The organism is Blautia sp. TF10-30 (assembly GCF_003481245.1).
In the GTDB taxonomy this organism is placed as follows: domain Bacteria; phylum Bacillota; class Clostridia; order Lachnospirales; family Lachnospiraceae; genus Fusicatenibacter; species Fusicatenibacter saccharivorans.
Window position 1 is genome coordinate 1 of the sequence record NZ_QUKM01000024.1, and the last position, 25179, is coordinate 25179.

Genomic DNA, 25179 nt, shown 5'->3' on the forward strand with positions numbered 1-25179 from the left:
ATTTTAGTATTGACTTTTTATTTGCAGGCTAAAGTAACGAGAATGCGACGCGCAGTTTTCAACTGACCGTCTGCATGTTTCGGATTCCTTTCTTCCGCATTTGCTATTTTTAATGGAAGCGTGATTGTAAAAGTAGAACCTGCTCCCGGTTTGCTCTGAACTGTGATCTTGCCATCCATTAAATCCACCAGTTTCTTCACGATTCCCATGCCAAGTCCGCTACCTTCTATTCCGCTGTCTGACGAAGATCGTTCCTGTGAAAATGATTCAAAAATATGTTTTTGGAATTCTTCTGACATTCCGATTCCGTTGTCTGCTATGATAAGCTCTAATACACTCCAACCTTCTTTTTCGCCGGGATATTGGTTCAATGTACAGCTTATGTTACCGCCTTCACCCGTGTATTTCACAGCATTACTCAAAATGTTAATCGTAATTTCAGATGATCTTGCATCATCCATATGCAGGTATGGATATCGAATGTTCTTATTGACTTTCAGTGTTTGATGTTTTTCTTCTATCGGTTTCCTAAACATATCAATACATAAATCAAAGTTTTTAGAAACATCTGTTATTGTTTCATCCAGCGTTGCCTGGTTGTTTTCGATTCGTGCTAATTCAAGAATGTTATCAATCAAATGCAGCATTTTCTTTCCGCACAATAATATTTTTTCAAAGTAATCCTCTAATATAGTTGGCTCCTTTAAATGTTTCTCTCCCAATTCTGCATATCCAATGATTGCATTCATAGGGGTACGAATATCATGAGACATATTAAATAGAAATGTTGATTTTGCTTTATTAGCTGAATCGGCCAGTCTTGCAGCTTCCTGCAACAGTTTTTGCTGTTTCTGCTCATTTTCTTTTTGCTTCTTATATACAGAATATCCACAGGTACATAATATTACCAAAATACACGCTGTAATGCATCCCAGTACAATACTTAACTTATTCGTCTTCTCAACCATTCCATACGCTTTCTGCATATCCATTTCTATGCAGAAAGCACCTATCACTTCATTAGATTCATCTTCCGCTGTCACAGGATAACAGGCTGTAAAAATAGGTCCCCATGTTGTATCAACAATATCCTGAGAATATACTGTTTTTCCAGAAAGTGCTTTTTCTATATAAGGAACCATCTCCTTTTCAATCGGATCTCCTGGATGTCTGACGTCACCAGCCGATGGATCCAGTCCGTCTACAACGTAAATCAATCTACCGTCTTCATTTCTGGTTGCTGTGTAAATATATCTCGTAGAATTCAGCGTTCTGATTTCATTCATATATGTCGACATATTCTTGAATAGTTCTGTATTCTCATCAGCTTTACTTTTTATTTCATTAAAATCTTTTCGTCCCAGTCTGTCATTTACCAGCTTATGAACCGCATCTGCACTGGAAATATCTCGTTCAATTTCTGTTTTCAGAGCAGTTTTGGTATATGCTTGTTGTAAAATAAAAGTATATGCGACAACAGCCAAAATCACCATTGCCAGAAGGAATACCAACCGTCCCTCAAAAATTTTCCAATGATTTACCGGATTTTGATCTTTTCTTTTTTGTTTTATATAGTTATTTTTCATCATCGTATTTCACATGCCTTTTATCTAATTTTAATTTAATACAAAAACGTCTCAACTCTTCACGTATTTTACAAACATGGGTTACATTTCCAGACTCATCCCTTTTTTTACAGTAAAAAGCATCCTGTGCCAACTGCCATCACACATACGGTATTCTGTGGAAATGCATTCTTCCGCCTTTAATCTTGCTGAAAGTGTAGAGATATCCAGAAATGGACGGATCAGCGAGCGGTATTCAGATGCAGCCATTGTATCACAAAACTGATACAGTTTCTGTTCTGTCATAACCAAATCCTCTCTCTATGTTTCCTGTCTGCTTATCCCATGCACCTAGAAGGCTCCTGATTGCTGCGGTTGCCTCATAATCATTCATGACAGGCATTTTGCTTTCTCAACTCTTCGCTTATGGTCTGCTTAATTTTTTTATCATCCAACGGCTTTGCAAGATGTGCGTTCATTCCTGCTTCCATACACCTTTCGGCATCTTCCCTGAATGCGTTTGCAGTCATAGCAATGATAGGGATAGTTTTTGCATCTTGCCGCTCCAGAGCTCTTATTGTTCTTGCAGCTGTAAGACCATCCATCACCGGCATCATAACATCCATCAAAATAACATCATACGTTCCCGGTGCGGAAGCTTCAAAGTGCTGAACAGCTTCTAACCCATTGTTCACTGTTTCTACTTTAGCACCATTTTCCGTCAGCATGAATTCTGCTATTTCCGCATTCAGCTCATTATCTTCAACCAGCAATATCCTGATATCTGATATATCTGCATCAAAATCTTCTTTTTCTTCTGACCGTGCATTCGTATCAATTTTAAATGGAAGTATTACGGTAAAACAGCTTCCTTCACCAAGCTTGCTTTCAACGGTTATGGTTCCGCCCATCTTTTCTACAAGTTGTTTCACAATAGGCATTCCCAGACCTGTCCCATTATAATCAGAACGTGGGGAATTATCTGCCTGTACAAATGGAGTAAACAATTCATTTTTTATAAATTCTTCTGACATTCCAATTCCATTATCTCTTATTTTAAATTCACATGTCATGTGATCTTCTGATCTTTCAATCGTTCTCATACTCATGTAAATAGAACCATTCACCTTATTGTACTTCATACTGTTTGTAAACAGATTCATCAATACTTTTTTCAGATGAACTGCATTGCTCCAAACATATATACCACTGTAATCATCATGTTCTCCTATAACATGAAGTCCTTTTTCTTCTGCCTGAAAGTATAGCGACTCCGTGATTTCTTTACATACCTGATCCAGATTGATGGATTCATCACCAAAAACCACGGTATCCGATTCTAACTTTGCCATATCCAAAACATCATTTACCAATGATAATAGCAGTTTCGAAGACTCATTTATTTTATTCAGGCAATCTTTTGCCCGCTCACCATCATTTCCGCTTTTTTCAAGAATTGTAAGCATGCCCATAATGCCATTGATCGGTGTCCTGATGTCATGAGACATGTTATTTAAAAAGGAAGTCTTAGCCTTATTGGCACTCTGTGCTTCTACAAGTGCATTTTGTAATTCCTGCCGTTTTTCTTCCAGTTCCTGATTCAGTTTTAATGCCTGTTCAGCAGATTTCTTGAATCTTTCCTCCGCACGTTTTGACTTCTTCCAAGAACGAAGAATGATACACAGAACAACGAAAAAAGAAATTCCAACGATAAGTGAAACTGTCAGTAAATTATCCTGAATAAAATCCCTCACTGTAACTTTTCGTGAGGAAGCATTATACGAAACTACTGCACCCGAAAATTGAGCTGTAGGCATAGATGTCAGTGTTTTATTCAGAATGGACAAAAGAACCGGTTCTCCCTGCCGAACAGCAAATGGAACATCGGCTTCTTTTGTCAGGAAAACACTATGAAGCTTATTATTTTTCAAATAGTCAGAAACAGTACCTGAACTGCTTACAATGCAATCTGCCTCCCCTTTCTGCATCGCTTTTACTGCTGCATCTGATGTCCCATATTCTATAATCTCCCATTTTGGATAATTGTATGAAAGATATGCCTTCAATGAAAAATTATCTTTTTCAACGGCAACTGTATTCTCTTTATTTTCATCAAAAGAATCCTTTGCCGTAATTGCTGCCATATTGAGAGTCAATAGCGTATCCGACAAAGCAACTCCTTTTGTTTCTGCAAAGTATGGATTCTGGTTTGTATGAAAAATCAGGTCTATTTTTCCATCCTGCAATGCCTGAAGCAGTTCACTTCTTGTATCATACCCCTTTAATTCAAATTCCAGAGTCTGACCTTGCAGACAATTTTCTGCAAGATCCACATAATCTGTGATAACACCTGTCAATTTGCCTGTTGATGGATCTACACTACTGATACCTCCATCCTGATTCAGATACCCTATCCTGATTGCTCCATGCTGCCCGATCCACTCCCTTTCTTCTTTTGAAAGAAACGAGCTGCTCTGTGCAGAAAGATAACGCCTGTAGAGATCATCAGTGTAAAATGGATTGTCATCCTTGATTCTGCGCATAGCACTATCCAGTGCTTCTTTGATATCCGGACGTTCTGGATTTATAGCGAAATAGATTTCTGTCTCTCCAATACTTGTAAGCGGTGAAATATCCGATTCTTCCCAACGGGATTCTTCTACCGAAACGAAGCAGTCAATTTCATGTTTCGACAGTTTGTCCATAATTTCTGTGGTTGTAGAAACATTGATATGCTTCGTATGCAGACCATATTTTGATTCCCATTCATTAAGCACATCCTCCACTATATTATCTTTAGACACACCAATATTTTTTCCCTCAAAAGAATCCAAATTTCCTGCTGTAAGATCCATATTGGATGCATCCGTATAGATGTAGTATTTCTCTTCCCCCATAGGCATATCGGAAAAAAGCATATTTTCAGCACGTTCGTCTGTATAGGAAATGCCACCAAGAATATCAATCTCTCCATTTTCCAACTGTGTAAAGCAGTTTTTCCAATCACTTGTTATGTATTTATATGTCCATCCTGCATAACCTGCAATATCTTGAAGATACTCATAACCATAGCCGCTTCTTTCTCCCTTTTCATTGACTACATTATAAGTTTCCTCAAAAGATCCTACCCGAATAACATGATCAGAATTTTCTTGGGCAGATGTGGAAACAGGAAAAACAACCAAACATATCATTATGCAAAATATAAAATAACAAAATTTGAAATTTCTTATATTCTGTACTAATTTGCACTTCTTCATCTTTCTCCCACCCTCCAGGCTACAGTCGCTTGCTTGCTTGCAGATTTTAATTTTACATTCATTAATGTTCAATACCTCCACAACATTTTTATAAATATCTTTGCGACAGCTTCTGCTGTACTTTTACTATAATTATACTCTACAGCCAACTTGTGTCAATTTACTAACAGAGTAATTACATTCTTTTACTCCTTAATCTTGCTATTACTCTCCCCACAAATAGAGCCAAACTAGAGCCATTCGATAAAACAAATGCCGAAAACCCGCATAAATACAGGCTTTCGGCATTTTAGTCCGTTACTCGAACTCCTTTGCGGACTGCGTTTCATGACACGCAAAGGCTGTTATTAGAGGTTTATGTTTCGAACATGTGTTCTGACTTTGTGTTTTTCGCACCGCTTATGAAGAAATAAACTCCAAAATAACTCCATTTTACTCTTTATTATTTTGTTGTTCTTCTCTTGCGTACAGGAGATCCAATGCCTGACATACAACACCACTCATGCTCTGATAGTGTCTTTCTGCATACTCAACAAGTCTCTGTTTTTGTTCTGGAGTCACCCGTACTCGTATGTTTTCTTCTTTGCCATCTTTTGGTGTTTTTCTAGCCAAACATATCACTTCCCTTCCACAAGTACAGTTTACTACTGATTACTACAAAATGTCAATCTATTTTTGTTATTTATATATATATTCTCTTGGACTAATCTTGAGTTATCTTGGACTAATTTACTTCTCACTCCTGTAGATCTTTATCTACAATCTCCCAGTAACCATTCTTTGGAGATCCATGTCTTATAAGAATACCATACTCTTTTAACTTCTTAATATTGTTCTCAATATTTCGACTGGCAACCCCAATTTTTTCAGCTAACTTAACTGCTGATAATTGATGATCTTCTGAAAGTAACTTTATAATCTTTTGCTGTGTATTGTTGAGGTCTGTTCTCCACACTACCTCCGATGCTTCTCCGATGCTTTCTTTTCCATTTGTCATCGGAAATGAACTACGGAACAGCTCTACCCGAAACATATTATCGAATTCCTGAAATCTCGGCTTCGAAAGTCCATACTCTTCTGCAGCATTAAGGATTCTTTTTATTCCGCTTCCCCATGCTTCTACAAGTCCCATCTGACTGAATATATTGGCAATGCCTTTATTCCGGATCTTCGAATGACCATTCATGACTTCCTCATAAGTTAATCCGTTATATAATCCACCCGGAGAAGTCACCTCCAGTCTGTCATCATAAACTGCGACCTGAATACAAGATTCATCCAACAGGTTACAGTGACAATGGGCGTTAATGATCATTTCCAATAAGCGGAGCTACCATAAAATCTGCCGGATCAGTAATCGCATCTGCCAGGAAAATGGACTTGCCACCAGTATGCCAACCGGAGAAAAAGGAAAAAGCTATAAAGAGAACATGGAATATCATCATGGCACCAGTTGGAAAGTCAAGCTACGTGTTGCAGTTGATAAGGCAATCTGGACTTCCATCAACTATGAGGAATTTCTACAAAAAATGCAGTTAGCCGGATATGAAGTCCGCCAAGGAAAACACCTGTCCTTCCGTGCACCGGAGCAGAAGGACTTCACTTACATGAAATCTCTCGGAAGTTATTATAGCGAAGAAAATGTCCGCATCCGTCTGGCAAAAAATCGTAGCAAAGTGAAAACTCCAAAGCATCTGTCCAGAGATGCTCGCCTGTATATCAATATTTCCACTTATGTTACAACCGGCAATCGAGAAGGATTTGAACGTTGGGTAAAACTAAATAATCTAAAAGAGGCAACCCGCACCTTCAACTATCTTTCTGAAAATAATCTGCTGAATTATGAAGATTTTCAACAGCATGTTTCTGATGTTGATGCTTCTGTTAAAGCGGCTGAACAGAGAATAACACAAATCAACAATGAACTGAACACGCAGAAAGTCATTCAAAAACATTGTGATTCTTACCGGCTCTGCCGTAAAGTGATTGAAGATTGCAAATCTGCTAAAAATCCAAAAGCATACCGGACCAAACATCAAGCAGAATACCAACTCCACGATTCACTAAAAAAAGAGCTTCAGGATCTCGGTGTTACCAAAATCCCAAGCTCTAATAAAATCCAGAAGCGGATAGAAAATCTTGAATCTGAACAGGCTGCTACTGTCCGTGAAAAGCAGGAATTACAGAAAAAGCAGAAGACACTGGATATCATCAGACAGAATTTCACAGCACTGCTTAATTCTCCTGAGATCAGTTCAGACTTACTTCCAGCAAAACGGGAACCTATTTCTGTCACAAGAGATAAATAAGATTGCACTGGCAACTCACTCATTTTCTTTCAAATCTTCCCATGGTTTAAAACCCATTTTCTCCCAGGTGACGCCATACGGTGCACCTCCGGAGGTATTTGTTTTTGGATTATGACAGTTATATAACGAAACGAAAAGACCGGGATTTCCCGATCTTCTCATATTATTTATGGACTTTTCTTTTACAAATACTAAATATGACTAAGGATATTCCCATTAAAGAAAGCCACATAATTACATTCGTATCATCTCCCGTTTTTACATTTGAAGTATGACTGCTATTATCACCCGATGGTTCTTCTGAAACTGGTGGCGTATTCGTAGTAATTGGTGGTATCGATTCATTTTTAAATTTAGGTTCTGCCGTTACATTCCAAATTATCTGACCATCATAATTACCTGGAACTGTTATGATAAAAGGTTCGCTTTGATATACTTGATTGCTAATTTGTGTTTTTTGTGTCTGGACAAAAAGATACACTCCTTTTTCCAGATCTCTGTACATAACTTCTCCGTCTGAGTTGGTCTTTCCGGACATTCCTTTGATGTTGTTATCCTGTACATATTTTTCCAGTTTTTTTGCAGCTTCTGCCTGAGCGGAAGAATCATCAAAATCAAATATGACTCCAGACTTTGCAAACTCACTCACTAATGCCCATGAATTATTTTTATATGTTCCAACCTGATACATCGTAAAGTCAGTATTACTTAGCTTATATACCGTAGTCTCATCTTCAACAGTTGCTTTTAATAATATACTTCCCAGATCATTCGCAGACACAGGTAACGGAATGAGGAGTAAAAGCATATACATCACACTTGCCATACACATATATATTCGCTTACGTTTAATTATTCTGCTCATGTTTTTTCTCCTTCCTGCGTTTATGATATTTAATGCTCACCCATATGATGATGAAAGCAATAATTCCACCAATCAATAGAATCAAATTGAATGGAATTGTACGCTGAAGACCAACTTCCTCATCTATCTTCTGTGCCTCTTCATACGGAATTCTAGTGCCACGTACAAGCAGTCTGTGCGTGTTAACCGCATAAGGAGTGCATGTGACCAGTGTTACATAATCCTTGCCCTTTTCAATCTGTAAAGAATCTGTATCTGATGGCAATACTGTCAGAATCTGATCCACCTGATAGGCAAAGGTATGATGAAGAACTTTAATATAAAATACATCTCCAACCTCCATTTTGTTCAGGTCGGTGAATATCTTGGCATTTGCAAGTCCACGATGTCCGGATAATACCGCATGACAGCTCTCACCACCTACTGGAAGCGAGGTATTTTTCAAATGTCCTACACCGGACTGCAGTACTTTTTCGGATGTTCCATGATAAACCGGAAGAACAACATCAAGCTTTGGAATATCAATATATCCCATCATTCCAGTATCATCAATTTTTAAAAGATTGTTATACACATCATCTTCTGTCTGGTTTTCATTGCTTTCTGAAAATGGATCTGCTATGGAACCAATTCCAATCAGGCTTTCATTGTATTCCTGTGCCTGCTCAATCATGGCATTTTCCTGATCTTCCGACAGATGAGAAACTTCCTGTTCATAATCTGTAGCAATGGTTGTGCTGTTCATCTGATTGATATAATTGCTCACCACCGGATACAGGATTAAAGAAAATGCCAGCAGATATCCGATTCCTCTTAGTATTTTCACTACTTTCTTCATAATACCTTTCACCTTTTCGTCTGTTTCTTCTGAAATACCCAGTCCACACTGGACATTTCAGAAAAAGCAGACATCCTCCCGGTGCAATACCGGGAAGATGAACTGTCTTTTTGTCCATTCTTAAGCTTCAGAATGTCTTAGTTTTTTGCTTTCTTTTTGCCAAAAGCCTTGCTTGCTGTTAATACACCGAAAAGAACGATACCAGCCAGTGTTACCATAAGGGCACCCTTGCTACCAGTAGATGGAAGCTGTGCACCTGTCTTGTTTTCTACAGCTACTTCTGGGGAAGTTGTTGTATCTTTAATTTCTGTACCTGTTGTTGTAGTTCCATTGTATGTGTAATCAACTGAATAGCTTGTCAGTTTTCCGGTTTTTGGATCATAGTTTGCTTTAATCTCAACCTTTATGTCGCTGAGAAGTTTATTGTATCCTTCTGGAGCTTTTGTCTCTCTTAAGTAGTAAGTTCCGGCATCAAGACCTTTTACAAGAACTTTACCGTTATTACCAGATACAATTACATCGGATTTGAAACTTTCTGCTGTAGCTTCCTCAGGTGTTGCCACACGGTATTCACCATCAGTTACTTTTTTAATGTTAACCTTGTCTCCAGCTACTTCACCATTTGCTTTGTAAAGCTCGAATTCTGCCTTTGCAAGTCCAGTCTTATCCGCACCATTTAAATAATATTTGAAGATTGTGAAATTGAAAGTATGTACATCTACGATGCTTGGTTCAGATTCACCTTTGTTATCTGTTCCTGGTTTATTACTGTACTCAACGGTAGCAGAGTTCTTGTTTGCATCAAAACCAGTTACGGCATCTTTATTTAAGGTTGCCGTATAAGTTACTTTAATTTCCTGTCCTGCTTTGTTTGCATTAGAAGCAAGGAAATTGTTCATTGTAATTGTAATGTTCTGTCCGTCCTGTGTTAATGTATAAGTATTATCGCCAGTACCTGCAGTAACATTCTGCACATTTTCACCTGATCCAACTGTCACAGAAGTAATTCCTTTAAAAGTAAGTCCTGTGGATAATGTATCCTTGAAGTTAAATACATAAGAAGTATATCCAGTCATATCTGGTACTTTAGATGTCAGTGTGTAAGTTACTGTATCACCAATGTTGACATCATCTGCATTTTTGTTGTCATTTACTTTTTTTACTACTGTCGGGTAATTGCTCTTCATGTTAATTGAAGTATCACCTGTAACGCTGACTAAAGATGCTACGGATGTGTAACCCTGTTCTCCAGGTGCTGTAGATGTATCTGTTGCACCTACTGGATACACTACATAATATCCATAATCCAGCTTATTAATTACCGTAGTACCAGCGGTTGTAGGTGCAGTTGTATGAGTAGCATCTACAATAGTTTTATTCTTAAGAATCCAGTCCAAGATATCTTTTGCAAACGCTGCGCCATTACTTCCATCTTTTCCGACCTGATCTTTAACATAGTTATATGCCGCTTCACTTAAAGCTTCACCTTTTAAACTTTCAGATCCTGATATTCTAATATTATTCTTAAAAAATCCCTCATATGCACTGTTCAGTGTATATGCTACATTATCGCCGTTTTTTGTTGCTGTAAAAATCTGATACAGATCCAGGGTCTTTCCTGCCACTGTATTGTTGACTGTCAGGGTTCCTTTTGGAGCTTCTGCTGCAAATACAGTCATGCTCATGGACAGTATCATGGTCATTGCCATCAGAACTGCCATAAATCTTGATACTAATTTCTTCATGTTCCTCTTCTCACTTTCTTTTGATTTTTTATTGGTTCGCTTTGGATTCTTTCAGCCTTTACGGTGGAAGTTCCCCACGCAGCCATATCTCTCTCATGACCCTGCTCCCCCTTTCCTACATCGCCTGTTTCCGTTTCCTTCTGCGTCCGGTATAAAGCAGGAACGCTAACAACAGGCCACCTGCTATGATAAACATCATAATGCCCTCGCCGCCGGTATCCGGAAGCAGTGCAAAATGCCGGTTGATAATCGTGAAGGTAAATCCATCTTTAGAAGTTTCGATTGTAGTTGTATATCCTTTTATTTCCGTTTCCGTAACAGAATATTCATAATAATGCGGTTTTTCAGCATCATCTTTTATGTAGGCTGGAAGAGTTTCAACCACTTTCTGCCATGTAGATTTTGAGATATCACCTTTTATTTCATAGTTTTCATATCCCGGCACAACTTCTGTATGTTTTGTTCCTTCCGCATCCGTCCAGCTTCTGGAAATTGTAACCTTAATAGTGTCTGGTCTGATGTTGTCCATATTCCGGAAATCTTTCCATACCTTATTAATGGTCAGATTCACAAATTCATCACATGGATCCTGTGTATCCGATGGTTCCGGTGATGTGCTGTCCCCTGTATTTACTGTAGTTTTGGCATCTGACATCAGAACCGCTTTCGCATCTGATACATAAGCATTCAGATCTGCCGTTTCAGAAGAATCTTTTGTTGCCATGACCGCATTCTGCAAGGTGTCATATGTATCTACCTGCACTACATGTTTTACAGAAAAGATGCTCCATCCATTTTCCTGGCTGAACGTATCTGTCAGAAGTTTCGAATTCTTTTTGATCTCATCAAAACTAATCGCCGGTTTTCGGTAAATACGATAATTGTTATTCTCACCTTCTACACCTGCTTTTGTATTAAAGTCATATCCAGAGTCCAAATCACTTTTTCCGCTGAATGGTCCCACCAGCTTGGATGTTCCACGGACCACATCGCAGTAATACATGTCATTATTCCGAAGAAGACCTTCGTCGTTGTAACCAACAAAGCCTCCGCTTCGCCCATCTGTTGCAGTACCATCCGCATCATTTCCTGCGCCGCCTGCGTAGACATTGTATCCGATGGTGATTCCATACACATTGCTGTCTGTGATTTTTGTCCTGTTTGCCTTGATTAGGTTGACACTGATGTTGGACTTTACATCATTATCTTTCGTTATGATTCCATTTTTATCACATGGAAGCTTAATAGAGGAATCTCCGATCTTAATGATTGCAAAATCTGTCTGCTGGCCGTTGTCTGGTGACTTTTTGGACAAACCAACGGAAATATCAAGTCCCAGCAGATTCACATGGATGAGATTTCCATCGTACAACGCATCGACCTTCACAATTCCAAGATTGATATGCAACAGGTCGGAGTCCTGAATTTTATCCAGATACAACGCCCTTACAAGCTGATCCAGAACTACGAGCAACGCATCCACTACCGTGGAATCCAGTTTTACATCCGCAAGATAGGCAAAGCTTGTTCTTCCGGCAAAGCCTCCGGCTGTTCCACCGGATTCTACCAGTTTCAGGCTATTTTCCTGATTTTGGGCATCTCCGGCATTACAGCCTGCCATTCTGGAAAGATTTGCGTAGCCGATAAATCCTCCTGCGATCTGTTCCTCTCCACCTTTACTCTGAACGGTATAACCACCAGGTATGCCTGCCACACTGCTGTCATCAATATGGGAGCCAAAAATATCCAGAACACAGAGGGCACCGCCAAGAAGCTGTCCTGCATTATCTCCCAGCACATCCAGTTTTTCCATTTTCACAACTCCGCTTTTTCCGGAGTAACCTACAAAACCGCCGACGCTGTTCAGACCAGTTACATAATTTAATCCTGTTACGCTGCTGTTTTTGACAGAGCCATTTAACAGTGAACCGCCAAAACCTCCCGCCGTTCCGCTATATGTTACTTCATTATTCTGGCCGGATTTTGTCGCTGTGTTAGCACTGACGCCAAGCCCTGCATCTGGGCTGCCGGTGATCTTTCCGTAATATACATAGCTTCGGAATGCATCCAGCACATCGGTTTTTCCAAGCTTTAAAAGATACTGTAAGACAGAGGTCTCACCATTGGCACTAATATTTGCAGCACCGGAAACATCCGCAATACCGAAGCATCCTCCGGCATATTCACCGGCTACTACAGAGCGAATCTTGTCTGCACGGATTCCGCTTTCCGGTTTATCCTTCTCGCCAAGAACTGCTCCACAAAGACTTCCTGCGAATCCTCCAGCTGCTTTTGCATACCCTGTATTGCTTCCATTTTGATAGGTTCCGTTTACGATCACGCCCCAGTCATCCCAGGCTGACACAGATGCACAGCGGATGGTGGAAACAGTAGCATTCAGAACCTTAATCAGCTCTGCCGGAGCATTTACCATAAGAACATCCAGAAGTTTATTCAAAAGTCCCTGTTTTGTAGCTGTATCAATAGCTGCCACACTACCCGGATCTACTTTTCCGGCAAAACCGCCTACATAAGAAGTTCCATCTACACGCCTTAAATTTGTGATACTGCAGGAGGAAGTTTCATCTCCCCAGATTTGGCCGCCGATCATTCTTCCCACATAGCCTCCGGCAAATCCTGCCGGATCTTTGTCTGCAATACCGGTTGCTTTGATCCTTGCACCGGAACGATATCCTTCCACATGGGACTGTTTCACGACTGGCACAAAGGTTTTTAATGCTGCCAGACTGTCTGCACCTATAATCTTAAGGCCTGCCAGTGAAACGTCACCTGTGTTTGCCACAGAACCTGTAAGCATCTCACCAGCAAATCCACCACTGCATCTATAAGCCTCTGCCAACTGAAGATCTACAGCAGTACCGTTTGTAACGGTTCCTCCTTCCATCCGACCCACATAGCCTCCGGCAGAACCACCCTGTGTTGCTTTACTTGCCAGAATGCTCCGTCCTGCTGTAACAGCGTATCCATATGCATACTGGGAAATAATCTCATTTAACTGATTCTGATCATTGACTTCACCAAGTGCCTGTAATTTATTACCGTAACTTCCATAAGAACCGACAGCACCAACCCACTTATTCCAGGTATCCGTATCCAGTCCACGAAGCGGTCCATAAACAGCTGTATTCTTTTCTGTCGGATACACTGCCTGAAGAAGCGTCAGCGGATTATCTAGTTTGATAAGACCGAATAAAACCTTCAGACTTCCTGTGTCTGCAACATTCGCACACCGCATCAGTCCGGTATAGCCTCCAGCATATTCCGTTCCATATACGGAACGGATACGATAGGCCGCACATTCTCTTACGGTTCCTGTATATGCAGCACCTTTCCAGTTATCCGTATTGTTTCCCCAGATCTGACCGCCATAGTTGTAACCCGCATATCCTCCTGCAAGTCCACGGTAAATGCTGTCATCACTTTCAGCCTGAGCCCTCACAGCACCTCCACAAGGTACACAGGTTGTTTCGCTGTTTTTGATCACAGGAACAAATGCCTGTAAAACGCCAAGAAGATTATCTGCCTTGATCAGTCCTCCAAGAGCACTTAATCCATTTACCACATCTGCCGCATTCCCCGGCTCCATGATTCCAACATATCCACCGGCACTTTCACGCCCTATGATATGTGCAAAATTATAAGAATTACTATTTTGAATCTGAACTCCAAGAAGTTCTCCTGCATATCCACCGGCTTTTCCCGTAACACCGTCTCCGTCTGTTGCAAGAACATTAAATCCGCCTGTTGCTCCATAAACATCTGAGCTGTCTATGATAGATGCAACTACAGTCAGTGCTGATAACAGTCCTGTCGTAGAAAGAACATGATCCAGAACGCTTGCTCCACCGATGGCTGCCGTACTTCCCATAGCAGCTTTACCAATATAGCCGCCGGCATAACGATAACCATTTACCGCATATGCACTGTCATTTCCGTAATAACTGCTACCATCTTCCTGCTGCAGATTCTTCGGCTCACTGACACCTGTATGCTGCAATTTATTTACATCGGAATTGCTGATCTGTACACCAGTTCCGCATCCGATAAAGCCTCCGGCACTTCCGGCATCCGCATCGTTGGTGCTATTTTTTTCAAGAGTACCTGTAACGGTAACGGTAAACCCTTTTTCTACAGAATTAACACTGGCATTACTGATCACCGGAACAAAAGCATTGACCAGGGATAGTAATCCTGTCAGATCAACCAGTTTTGTAAGAATTGATGATTTAGATCCAATCTCTGCAACCGCTCCGGCTTTTACCAGACCTCCGAAGCCTCCGGCATAACGAAGGCCTTCTACTTTCAGAAGATTTTCTACTGCCGTTCCTTTTCCGGAATCAACAGCATTTGCTGAATTATCTACATGACCGCTCTGCATCTCTCCAACGAAGCCACCTGCATAGCCTTCTGCGTTTTCAAATCCGTTGTCAGCTGTAACAGTCAATCCATCTGCGGTACCAGCAACTTTGCAATTTGTAATTTTGCTGGATGCAGCCTGCAAGACACTCGCCAACTCTTTCAGACTCAGAATCTTACCAAGGACACTGTTCAAAAGATCTCCTGTGGCATCTCCTGCCTCCGCTGCACTTCCGGACCGCATGATTCCGATATAGCCACCGGCATGATACGGCGCTGTGACTTCTTTTACATTAGTCACATCAGAGTTTTTAACCATAACTGCTTTTCCATTACCGATGTATCCTCCGGCATCTCCAAGCGCCACATCATCATTTTTTCCGGATGCTGTTACGACTAAGTTGTTTCCTTCAATAGAAGAATCGGAAATTCTCGGATAAGCTACATCCATGACACTGAGAAGCTGAGTTACATTTAAGAGCCCCAGTAACTTAATAGAACCTGTCTGTGCCACATCACCGGGCATCAATCTTCCGGCAAAGCCTCCGGCATAGCTGGTTCCCTTTATATAGGAAAGTCCGGTAATATTTGTTGTTGCAATCGCACCAGCCTCGCCTTCGGTTGTTCCATCCTCACTATTCGTGTCTGCTGAAATGAAATCTGCTTCTTCACTATTCTTTTCATCTGTAGATTCACTCGAAGATGGATTCGTGTCTGTGTCTGCTTTAAATCCGGAATTGTTGTTTCCATAATTGATATCTACTGCCTGTCCATCTCCCACAAAACCGCCCGCCATATCAGCGGATACCTGAGGGTCAGAACCATTCGAAACATATGCAATAGAAGTATTATTGAACTCCGGTCTCAGGGCACTGACAACGCCTAGCAGGTTCTCCAATTCGATTCCTGTCAGTTGTGATGTAGTAGAATCTCCGGCACTTAATGCATCTCCGGCTTTGGCAAAACCTGCAAATCCACCGGCTTTTCCTGATGCTGCGGATGCAGTAACCGTTTTCAGGTTGCTGATCTTTGTGTCCCTTGCTCGTCCACTGATGCATTCTCCAATAAAGCCACCGCTGTAACCTTTCTCATTTTGGGTAGACACACTATATCCTGACGCAACACCTGAAACAGTACTTTCAACTGCAAACGTCTCAATCATCTGACCTACAGAAAGAAGGCTGTCAATTTTTAGTAGCGGTAATCCCAGAAGTTTAATACCTCCAACATTGGCAAGGGTGCCGCTTCCGAAATACCCGGCAAAACCTCCGGCACACTTTCCGGCCGTTACGGAATTCAGATTTGTGACGGATGTTTTCCTTACTTCTCCACCTGTTCCATAACCGATAGCACCTCCTGCACGACCATTTTCCTGATCTGACGCAGTAACCGTAAGCCCGGAAGAGCCTCCGTTTACGGAACAGTCCTTGCACTCAAAACGCATATAGTCTGCTGCTGTAACTGTTCCACCGAGGACATCACCGACACTGGTCATCTTAGCGTAACCTAAGATTCCTCCTGCATTCTCTGTTGCTGAAACCTTCATAGAGGAAGCTGCATTGATCTGATTCACACGGTCTGAAAATTCGTAGGTAAGACCCGTCTTATTAAGCACTCGCTGGAGGGCTTTTGTAGTTGATTTTGAGTCATCTGCAAGTTCTAAAGTATTGGAAATCTGGACAGCACCTGCATATCCCACAAGTCCACCTGCATTTTTACCGTTCGCTGTTACAGAAATGTTATCTCCTGCAATGGTGCATCCGCTTATAACAGAAGGCCGGAGTCCTACCAGGTTCAGGATATCCATGTTGGTAAATTTACCATTTAACAACCCTGTAAGAAGATCCTTTACAATTACCAGAAGTCCCTGGCTTTCATCAATATCCGCTACATCACCAAGGGTTGCTATACCGGCAAATCCTCCGGTATAATCTTTTCCGGACACTGTACCCAAAGAAGAAATACTGCAGTCTACAGCGTAACTATTTCGCATTTCGCCAATAAATCCGCCTGCATAACCACTTTCCTTAGCGAAACTTCCCTGTGCGGATACGTTTACCGTTCCATCAATTCTGCAGTTCAGCATAACTGTATTGACCGGAAAGTTCCCCATAAGTTCAATACCAAGGCTGCTTAATGCGCCTGCCACAACTGCATTCGCAGAACGTCCCACAAATCCACCAGAGCAATCATTTCCAGACACTGTGGCAGTGCCACCCACAGAACAGTTTTTCATCACTGCACCAATGGCTTCCCCAGCGAATCCACCGGTACTCTTCTGACCTGTAACAGAAGTGCCACCGCTTACAGAACAATTCTGAATACATGGATTGACATAGCCTACCGGAATCAGATTTTTTACACTGAGTAATCCTCCATTTAAAAGGACAGTCAGCAGGTCACCGGCTCCAAGCAGAGGAATCAGATTCAGGATTTTTGTTAAAGTAGTAACCAGGCCTCCTAATCCATTTGATATGAGGTCATACTGTGTCATACCACTGACATAGCCTGCGAAGCCACCGGTCCGATCATTTACATTTGAAACTCCACGTAAATTTTCTACATTGCAGTTTTCAATCTGGATGTTTCCTTTTATGACGCCTGCAAATCCTCCCGTTGCCAGGGATTGCGGATCCGGTTTCAGTCCACTTAAATTTCCAAGCAGGAGCTTCAGCACACTTCCAATCAAACTGACATTTTGTTTAACCTTTTGTGTTGTTGTAGAAACCGTCACATCAGAAAGAGTAATGTTTTTCACAGTGATCGGGTTTTGGGATATTGTCAGGGATGTAGAATATGGTGTTGTCAAATTTCTGAAAAATCCGATACCATATTCTGCCTGCCTGTCCTGATCGACTGGATTATTCTGTGAAATATTGATATGGCTGATTGTTATACTCTGACCTTCAACCATTCCCTTTCGGCCTTCCATGTTTCCCTGGTAATTATCAATAGGATCCCAATCATCATCTTCCCCATTGGAATTGGTGCCCTCTTTGGAAAGATCAATATCACGAAAGATAATATAATCCGTATCCTTGCTATATTTATATCCGGTGCCTGCAATATTCACCTTATTAGTCGTTTTGCTTATATCATAAGTAAGAACGTAGGTCTTATCCTCTTCAACCTGTATACTTTCTGGATCCGCATCATCTGAAAAATCACTTTCACTTTCATCACTGATAAAAGCATCTTCATCGTAAATCTCTTCGTTTTCAGTATCTGATACAGTAGTGTCCGATGCTGCAGCTTCTGAAGAAATATCATCATTTCCAGATACAGATATTTCATTGTTTTCTGCCGGAACCATATCAATCAGATCACTGCCTTTTGCATTTCCATCTGCTTCACCGGAAGTCTCTTCTGTATTACCAGAAACTTCTTCTGTTTCACCGGAGGCCTCCTCCGTAGAATCATCAGAAGGACTGTCCTCAGATGCAGTTACTATCATATTTGCAGAATCCTGGATCGTACTGCCCACATAAAGATAACGCTTTGTAGCATTCAAACCAGCTACGTCTAAGGATGGGGCATCCAAATATTCCGCTTTTCCAATTTCGTGTCCACCATTATCATTTGCATACAATGCAGTTTTTGACCAGTCATATACTTTGTCTCCATCTTTAAAATTGGCCAGATCCGCATCACCCGGATAATACAGTTCTGTTTTGTATTCTGCTGTATCCGCAGCCGGTGTCCAGTCTGTATATCCACTCAGTGCTCCCCCCAGTAATCCCCCTTTTTTCTCTCTTGTTTCATACACCTTCCAGATGGGTTCTGTCACTTCCGCATCTGTTCCGATTGCCCGGAGCTGTGTTTCATTTCCAATCAGAATATAATTTTTATCACCGATCTTTTTTACCACCTGACCGAAATAATTTCTTCCTTCATAATCAGATGGATAAGCGCTAGTAATATCCTTAGTTGTCTCCTCTGTCCCAGCCTTATTTGCAAGAAGCTCCGGTGTTTCTGTTGTAAATGAAGAAGCAAGCACATAATTATGTGTTTTGCTATAAGTAAGATAGGTACCATCTTCCAGTGTAAAAACCTGTCCCATTCCAACTTTTTCAGCAATATAATCCTCGCTCATTACAGGTTCGCTGTCTGAAGATTCCCCTTTCATCAATTCAAGCTGGTATCGGTTATACACATAAATCGTATCAGTCACTGAATCATATACTGTGTTGCCCGTGCGCTCTGATGATGAAGTGATGCTACCTGTAAAATCTGATGGGAAGTTCCAGACATTTTCATTATCTATTGGAATATCATTCATCAAACAATAGGAAGCGTCTGATGCATAGGTAAGTTCTGCACCATCTGCAAGAACCTTATCCCCTTCACCAACATTTCCATCTTTGTCTCCGGAAAACATCTGTGTTCCTGTACCGATTTGCAGAAGTTGCTGGTAATTGTAGATACATATTTTTCCATCTTCATAATCTGGATTTGCTTCTTCCAAAGTATCTGAGGTGTTTTCATCCTCGATAATTGTTTCTTCTCCATCTGTAAATCCTTGATCTTTGGAATTACCAAATTCCTCTGTTACTTCAGAACTTATATCTGTATTTGGCTCTGATTCTCCTTCAAAAGAATCAGGAATATCACTTTCCGTGATATCAGATATTTCAGATGTATCACTGTCGAAACCATCCTGTTCCGATATATCTGTAATTTCACTATTGGTCTGCACATTCATTCTTTCTGAATCTTCAGCATTCGCAACTACGACTTGCGAAGATAATAATGTAACGCACAGAACAACTGCTGTAATTCGTCTTAAAACACTCAATTTCTTGTTCACAAAATCGCCTCAAATCTTCTGTCATGCTTGACTTTTTGTTACTTTTAACCACTCTGGCTGCTTTGCTGCCTCCTGAAAGCATTGCATCAGCTGATTTGAAAACGCTCCACATTCACCATTTGAAATCATCTGTATTGCCTCTTCCGGTTCATATTTTCTTTTGTATGGACGATCATTGATCAATGCATCGTAAGCATCAACAATCCCAACGACCTGTGCGCACATTGGAATTGCATTCCCTTTCAAACCGTCCGGATATCCTGAACCATCATATCTTTCATGGTGATGTCTGCATATTTCATAGCTATACTGGTTCAGCTTTTCCGTTGTTATCCCTTCTGGGAATCTCTGGGTCATCGCTGCACCTACTAATGGATGTTGCTTTACTACATTCATTTCTTCATCCGTCAATTTTCCATTTTTATTTAAAATTTCAATTGGTACTTTTATCTTTCCAATATCATGAATCGGTGCCAAATGAGCTACTGACGCAATTTCTTCATCCGTAATCCCGTATTCTGGATATTTTTTCTGCAATTGAAGATATACCTGTTTCGTATAGAAACTGATGTCATCTTGGTACCCTACTTCAACTAAATGATTATGATTCAATACAGTAGTTAAAAGTGATACCATATCCCAATACTGCTTTGTCATATCTTGTTCTTTTTTTATGAGTTCTCGTTCCATCTTTATAACTGTGTTCTGGACAATTTTCTCATTATGTAAGGTAATAATTGCAGTATTCTCATTTGCATCTATATATTTTTTTGCTTCCATCCAAACATATGCATTCTTATCTTTTCCAGTAATTCTGCGATACGGAAGATCTTGTTCCTCACATCCATCAACTAGTCTTTCTCCTAATCCTTCACTTGATAAGAAGTCATGAACCATTTTTTTGTCAGAAGCATACACGTATCTTTCTACATATTGGCTTATGAACTCTTCATAGCTTTCTGTTTTTCTTACTTTCTCGTACACTTCACGGATATGTGAATACACACACTCGTAGCTTTTTTCCTTTAAGTTCAGTTTTAATACAACATAAAATCGTCCAAAATATTCATCTTCTCCAGGGCGAATAACGTCTGAAACCTTTACACTCTCTAATTTATTATTGTATGTATTCTGCAAACTCAACAATATTTTATGTATCTTGCAGGTATCTTCTAAATTTCTGGAACAAAATCGATCTTCTTCCAAACAACGATTAATTTCCATTGTTTCCTCTACGCACGATATAATATCCATTAAAGAAATGTTCTCCGGTTGTTTTGCCAGCATATAGCCACCATTTGTACCTTCACAGGCAGTGACTATTTTTGCATTTTTCAGTTTTTTCGCTATTTTAGGAACATAATTAGCAGAAACATTTAGCTTCCGTGATAATTCTGATGTAGATACCATCCGTTCCTGTGCTGCTAAGTAACACACAATTCTAATTGCGTAATCTGTTGAATTTTTTAGTTGCATCGTTATCCCTCTAATCTAAACCCTGCAAGGTCTTAGTTTGTATCAAAAAAATACTATCCTCTGTAGCAGTGATTCTTTTCCTGAAATATTTTCTCATCAGTTTCCCAATTATACAGATTGAAACCGGTTAATATAATGTACAATCAATGAAAATATTTATCCGTTTTTTTGTAAAATCTGTTCCATTGTATCGATATTCTCCATTAATATCTTTTTATGAACTTCGTTCAAAAAAAAAGAAACCATGCCTCAACACGATTTCTCTTTCTTTTTCTATTCTATTTCTTTTAACATTTTATAAATAATCAGACCATTACTGACTGCCAGCACTTCATTTGCATTGTCAAAATTAATTCCAGAAATTTGTTTTATTTTTTCAAGTCTGTAAGATATCGTTCTATAATGAACAAACATTGCACCTGCAGTTTTCTTGATGCTTTGGTTATTTCTAAGATACATCTGCAAGGTTGTAATCAATTCTCCCTTATGTTCATCCTCATATAAATATAATTTCTTTAATGTTTCCGGAATGCATCTTTCCAATTCCGTCATATCATCAACTTTGCCGAATATCTGGAAAAATCCGAGGTTCGAATAATGTACTACTGACTTATTCTTATCACCAGTCACCAGGCGGATAATCTCAATATACTTGATAGCCTGACTTGCTTCGTAATAAGATTCTTTCAATCGTTGATACCCTTCCACACTTTTTCCTATACCAATCTGAAAGTCTGTATCTTTCTTTCTATAAAGGATGCTTCGCTGGATAACCTCCTCTATTTCTTCCATCTCTTTCTGATATTCCAGTTCTGTCTGATTGGAATCTACCTGTTGAATCATAACAATCTGATCCATATTTCTGTAAATAAGCGCATCCGGCAAAAGATGCATCAATTCACCCTCGATAACACCTACTTCGTGAAGCTGTTCTTTTGTATATTTTCTTTGTACATTTTTTGTGATGGTATGAAAATCAACAACCCTGTAAGTATCGCTTTCTTTCATTCCGAGCTGTGCTGCCGCTTCAGTCATTTCTTTCGAACTCAGTAATCCATTCAGAATATTATGGATAATATCTCTCTGATACTTCTTTTTCACTTCATCCTGTGCAAATTCACTCAAAAATTCATACTGCAAGTTAATAATCGCATTCTCGATTGCCATATAATCAAGTTCTATCAGTTCTCTATTTTCTTCTGTTATTGTTATATATATATCCACCTCACTCAATATGGCAAATTTCACTATATATTGAACACAGCTTCCTTTCATCTGCTTCATATATTGAAATTTCGTAATAATATTGGGTTTATATGGCTGAATTTCATCTGACAATATTAACTTGGAGTTATCCAAGTTTGTTGAAACCATACAATTAAGATTACCATAATACAATACAACAGGATTCTCGATCATGATGCTTAAAAATTTGATAATATCACTTGCTGTATTGCTTGATCCATTATTTTTTAAAATAAACGTATTAAAATTATCATGTGTAATTTTAAAATACTTTAAGCGTGCAGTGTCTTTATCGAATACCTGCATCATAACATGACGGATAATTCCCCAGTAATATAAATCTCCTGGAATTTCTACCAGAGGAATTTCATATTTTTTGCAGTGTTTTTCTAATAAACTCAATCTGCGTCCTGTAGGATCATATTCTTTTCTTTTCTTTACAATGAATCCACTTATATCACTTTTAACTAAATCTTCAAAATGCTGCTCTACTTCTCGATCACTGCATGATAAATATACCTGAAGACTGGTTATGAGTATTTCACCACCCGTCAGGTATCGCTCCATATCTTCAATTTCGATTATTCGAATGCCTTTCACTTCCAAATCTAGACCTTTTTCACCGCAAAGCAGCTTCATTTTTGGAAATTGTTCTGATTCAAGTAATTTTCTTACAGTATATGCCATCGTTACTCCTTATCCATTGCCAAATCAATACAACATAATATCTGTTATGTTGTTTATGGACAGATTAAGTTTCGTACGATATAATGTTAAATAACACCCTGCTATCTGTTATGCTGTTCATATTACATAGTTCCTTTCTGATTTTTTGGTAGCTGTGCCCTATTTAAGTACCGCTCTTGGTAAATTGGCTATAATCTTTATTATTTTTATTGCTTAAAGTTCTCTTTTAGAGAAAATGAATGACTTGCAGAAATAGGGTAGAACAGGTTAATAGAGGCACTGTACAACATAACAGATATTATGTTGTACATTCCAATATTTCCTGTTCGACAATCTTATCCAGCTTCTTTTGGAACACTGTTTCTGTAGTTGCTGTATATATTCTCGTTACATTGATACTGCTATGTCCAAGTAAATCAGCAAGACCTGTAATATCTTTTGTCACTTTATAATAAATTCTTGCAAATAGATGTCGAAAATTATGCGGGAATATTTTTGATTCTGCTACTCCTGCCTTTTCTTTTAATCGTTTCATTTCTCTCCAAATATTACTTCTGTCTTTTAACTTCCCATTTTTCGTGACAAATATCCAACCTTCTGCTATTTGGTTATTATGGCAATAGGAAAGAAGTTTCCTTTGCAATACCTTCGGCAAAAAAATCCTTCTATACTTTCCTTTATTATAAATCTCTATCTTTCCAGATTTTACACGCTCCACTGTAAAAAATTTTATTTCGCTAATCCGAATTCCTGTACATGCTATTGTTTCAATACACAATGCAAGCTGTTCTTTTCCTTCTGCCATAGCTGTTGCAATCAATTTCCTGCATTCTTTTTCTGTCAATTCTTTCTGATCCTGTAAAAAAGGCTGCTTCTGCACTTTTATTCTTTTCACTTTCAGCTTTCCTACATTCAAAAATTCCAGGAACTGATTCAAGGCGGCAAGCATTGAATTAACACTATTGACAGCATATTTTTGAGTAAGCCATTCTTTATATTGCAACAATACTTTTTTATTGATCCGCTTATCATCTGCCAAAAAAGATAAAAACTTTTTTATATCTGCCATATATTTATTGATTGTTGCCTTTGCATTTTCTTTCTGGTATAGATAATCTGCAAATTTTTCTATCTCACTTTCTGATAGCTCTATTGAAAAATCCATCTGTTCCATAATCATAGTCCTCCTGAGAATTCATTTTCTTTCATTATAGCTGTTCGCTTTTTTCATATTCCCATACACTACTTTTTCTACTTGTTATGCATCCAAGATTTTTCAATATTTATCTCCGATTATATATCGTATTGTTGATTTTAATCAACAGTAGACGCTTATTTTTATCATCTATTGTGGATATAATTTAACAATACGAGAGGAGATGTCTTATACTAATGTCGGATAGCGAATTATGTTTACAGGAAATCGGAAAAAGAATTATGGATCGTCGAAAAAAGCTGGGACTCACTCAAGAAGCACTTGCAGAAAAAGGGGAAGTCACTACCCAGTTTGTTTCTTATGCTGAATCAGGGAAGCGAGCAATGAGGCCTGAAAATCTGCTAAAAATCTCCTCTGCTTTAGAAGTAAGTGCCGATTATTTACTCACTGGTGAAATTATAGATAAGGATCTGTTGATTCTTTCAGATAAGCTCCGCCGACTCACTCCTTCACAGGTACGCACAGTTGAAGCTATTATAGATGAATGTAACAACCTTTTTAATCAGAAAGAAATTACCCTTCTCTCTCAAAAAAGGAATGGAAGCTACTAAAACAGTAACTTTCCATTCCTTTTTTTCAATTATCTTACACCCCGATCAGCCCCTCTCTCCGGCTTATCTTTTCCCTGCTTTTCTTGAATAATCTTCTTATTGATCTCAAGTCGTTCATGAATGGATAATTTTTTATCGTAAGTGCAAAATAATTCGACGGATTGTGTTGCCCTAAAAAATATCCCATAATAATCAATAGAGAATGCAAGCATTTTACTTCATCTTTTCTTGCTAGAAA

15 protein-coding genes are annotated in these 25179 nt (G+C 39.3%); 2 read left to right on the top strand and 13 right to left on the bottom strand.

Translation table 11 applies throughout. The annotated features are described in order from the left end of the window. Positions 1-17 precede the first annotated feature (17 nt). From DXD02_RS14720 to DXD02_RS15885, 5 genes are all read right to left on the bottom strand, one after another. Entirely contained in the window at positions 18-1589 is a 1572-nt protein-coding gene (locus tag DXD02_RS14720; protein WP_243106620.1) for a sensor histidine kinase, read from the bottom strand. 78 nt (positions 1590-1667) lie between these two features. Next, entirely contained in the window at positions 1668-1871 is a 204-nt protein-coding gene (locus DXD02_RS14725; protein WP_022462380.1) for a hypothetical protein, read from the bottom strand. Positions 1872-1951: 80 nt separating this feature from the next. Beyond that, positions 1952-4825 (bottom strand): response regulator, encoded by a 2874-nt coding sequence (locus DXD02_RS14730; protein ID WP_118667068.1) that lies wholly within the window; start codon positions 4823-4825, stop codon positions 1952-1954. Between the two features lie 432 nt (positions 4826-5257). Continuing rightward, a complete protein-coding gene (locus DXD02_RS14735) occupies positions 5258-5437 on the bottom strand; it encodes a hypothetical protein (RefSeq protein ID WP_028086473.1) in 180 nt (59 codons plus the stop codon). Between the two features lie 124 nt (positions 5438-5561). After that, a complete protein-coding gene (locus DXD02_RS15885; protein WP_243038353.1) occupies positions 5562-6140 on the bottom strand; it encodes an ATP-binding protein in 579 nt (192 codons plus the stop codon). On the opposite strand from DXD02_RS15885, the gene DXD02_RS14750 reads away from it, so the two are divergent. Beyond that, positions 6133-7134 carry a relaxase/mobilization nuclease domain-containing protein gene (locus DXD02_RS14750; RefSeq protein WP_243106621.1) on the top strand — a complete coding sequence of 334 codons (1002 nt, stop codon included), beginning with the start codon at positions 6133-6135 and terminating at the stop codon, positions 7132-7134. The genes DXD02_RS15885 and DXD02_RS14750 overlap by 8 nt on opposite strands. Before the next feature lie 163 nt (positions 7135-7297). On the opposite strand, the gene DXD02_RS14755 is transcribed toward DXD02_RS14750, so the two are convergent. The 7 genes from DXD02_RS14755 to DXD02_RS14785 all read right to left on the bottom strand — a co-directional run bounded on the left by DXD02_RS14755 (position 7298) and on the right by DXD02_RS14785 (position 24348). Beyond that, the gene (locus tag DXD02_RS14755) at positions 7298-7999 is read right to left on the bottom strand and encodes a pilin N-terminal domain-containing protein (RefSeq protein ID WP_118667069.1); all 702 of its coding nucleotides are present in this window, start codon (positions 7997-7999) and stop codon (positions 7298-7300) included. After that, a complete protein-coding gene (locus DXD02_RS14760; RefSeq protein ID WP_199691649.1) occupies positions 7983-8837 on the bottom strand; it encodes a class C sortase in 855 nt (284 codons plus the stop codon). Before DXD02_RS14760 ends, DXD02_RS14755 begins: the two co-directional genes overlap by 17 nt. A 137-nt stretch (positions 8838-8974) precedes the next feature. Continuing rightward, positions 8975-10582 carry a SpaH/EbpB family LPXTG-anchored major pilin gene (locus tag DXD02_RS14765; protein ID WP_118667070.1) on the bottom strand — a complete coding sequence of 536 codons (1608 nt, stop codon included), beginning with the start codon at positions 10580-10582 and terminating at the stop codon, positions 8975-8977. 115 nt (positions 10583-10697) lie between these two features. Further along, positions 10698-19661, bottom strand: a complete 8964-nt coding sequence (locus tag DXD02_RS14770; RefSeq protein WP_243108254.1) for a Cna B-type domain-containing protein — start codon at positions 19659-19661, stop codon at positions 10698-10700. A gap of 126 nt (positions 19662-19787) precedes the next feature. Next, positions 19788-21242, bottom strand: a complete 1455-nt coding sequence (locus DXD02_RS14775; RefSeq protein WP_118667072.1) for an Rrf2 family transcriptional regulator — start codon at positions 21240-21242, stop codon at positions 19788-19790. Positions 21243-21515: 273 nt separating this feature from the next. Further along, entirely contained in the window at positions 21516-23174 is a 1659-nt protein-coding gene (locus tag DXD02_RS14780) for a PucR family transcriptional regulator (protein ID WP_117761203.1), read from the bottom strand. A 298-nt stretch (positions 23175-23472) separates the two neighbouring features. Next, positions 23473-24348 carry a tyrosine-type recombinase/integrase gene (locus DXD02_RS14785; protein ID WP_243108255.1) on the bottom strand — a complete coding sequence of 292 codons (876 nt, stop codon included), beginning with the start codon at positions 24346-24348 and terminating at the stop codon, positions 23473-23475. Between the two features lie 218 nt (positions 24349-24566). On the opposite strand from DXD02_RS14785, the gene DXD02_RS14790 reads away from it, so the two are divergent. Beyond that, the gene (locus DXD02_RS14790) at positions 24567-24941 is read left to right on the top strand and encodes a helix-turn-helix domain-containing protein (RefSeq protein WP_117456480.1); all 375 of its coding nucleotides are present in this window, start codon (positions 24567-24569) and stop codon (positions 24939-24941) included. A gap of 34 nt (positions 24942-24975) precedes the next feature. Here DXD02_RS14790 and DXD02_RS15655 read toward each other — a convergent pair. Beyond that, positions 24976-25179: hypothetical protein (locus tag DXD02_RS15655; protein WP_207665683.1), on the bottom strand; the 204-nt coding region annotated here is incomplete at its 5' end.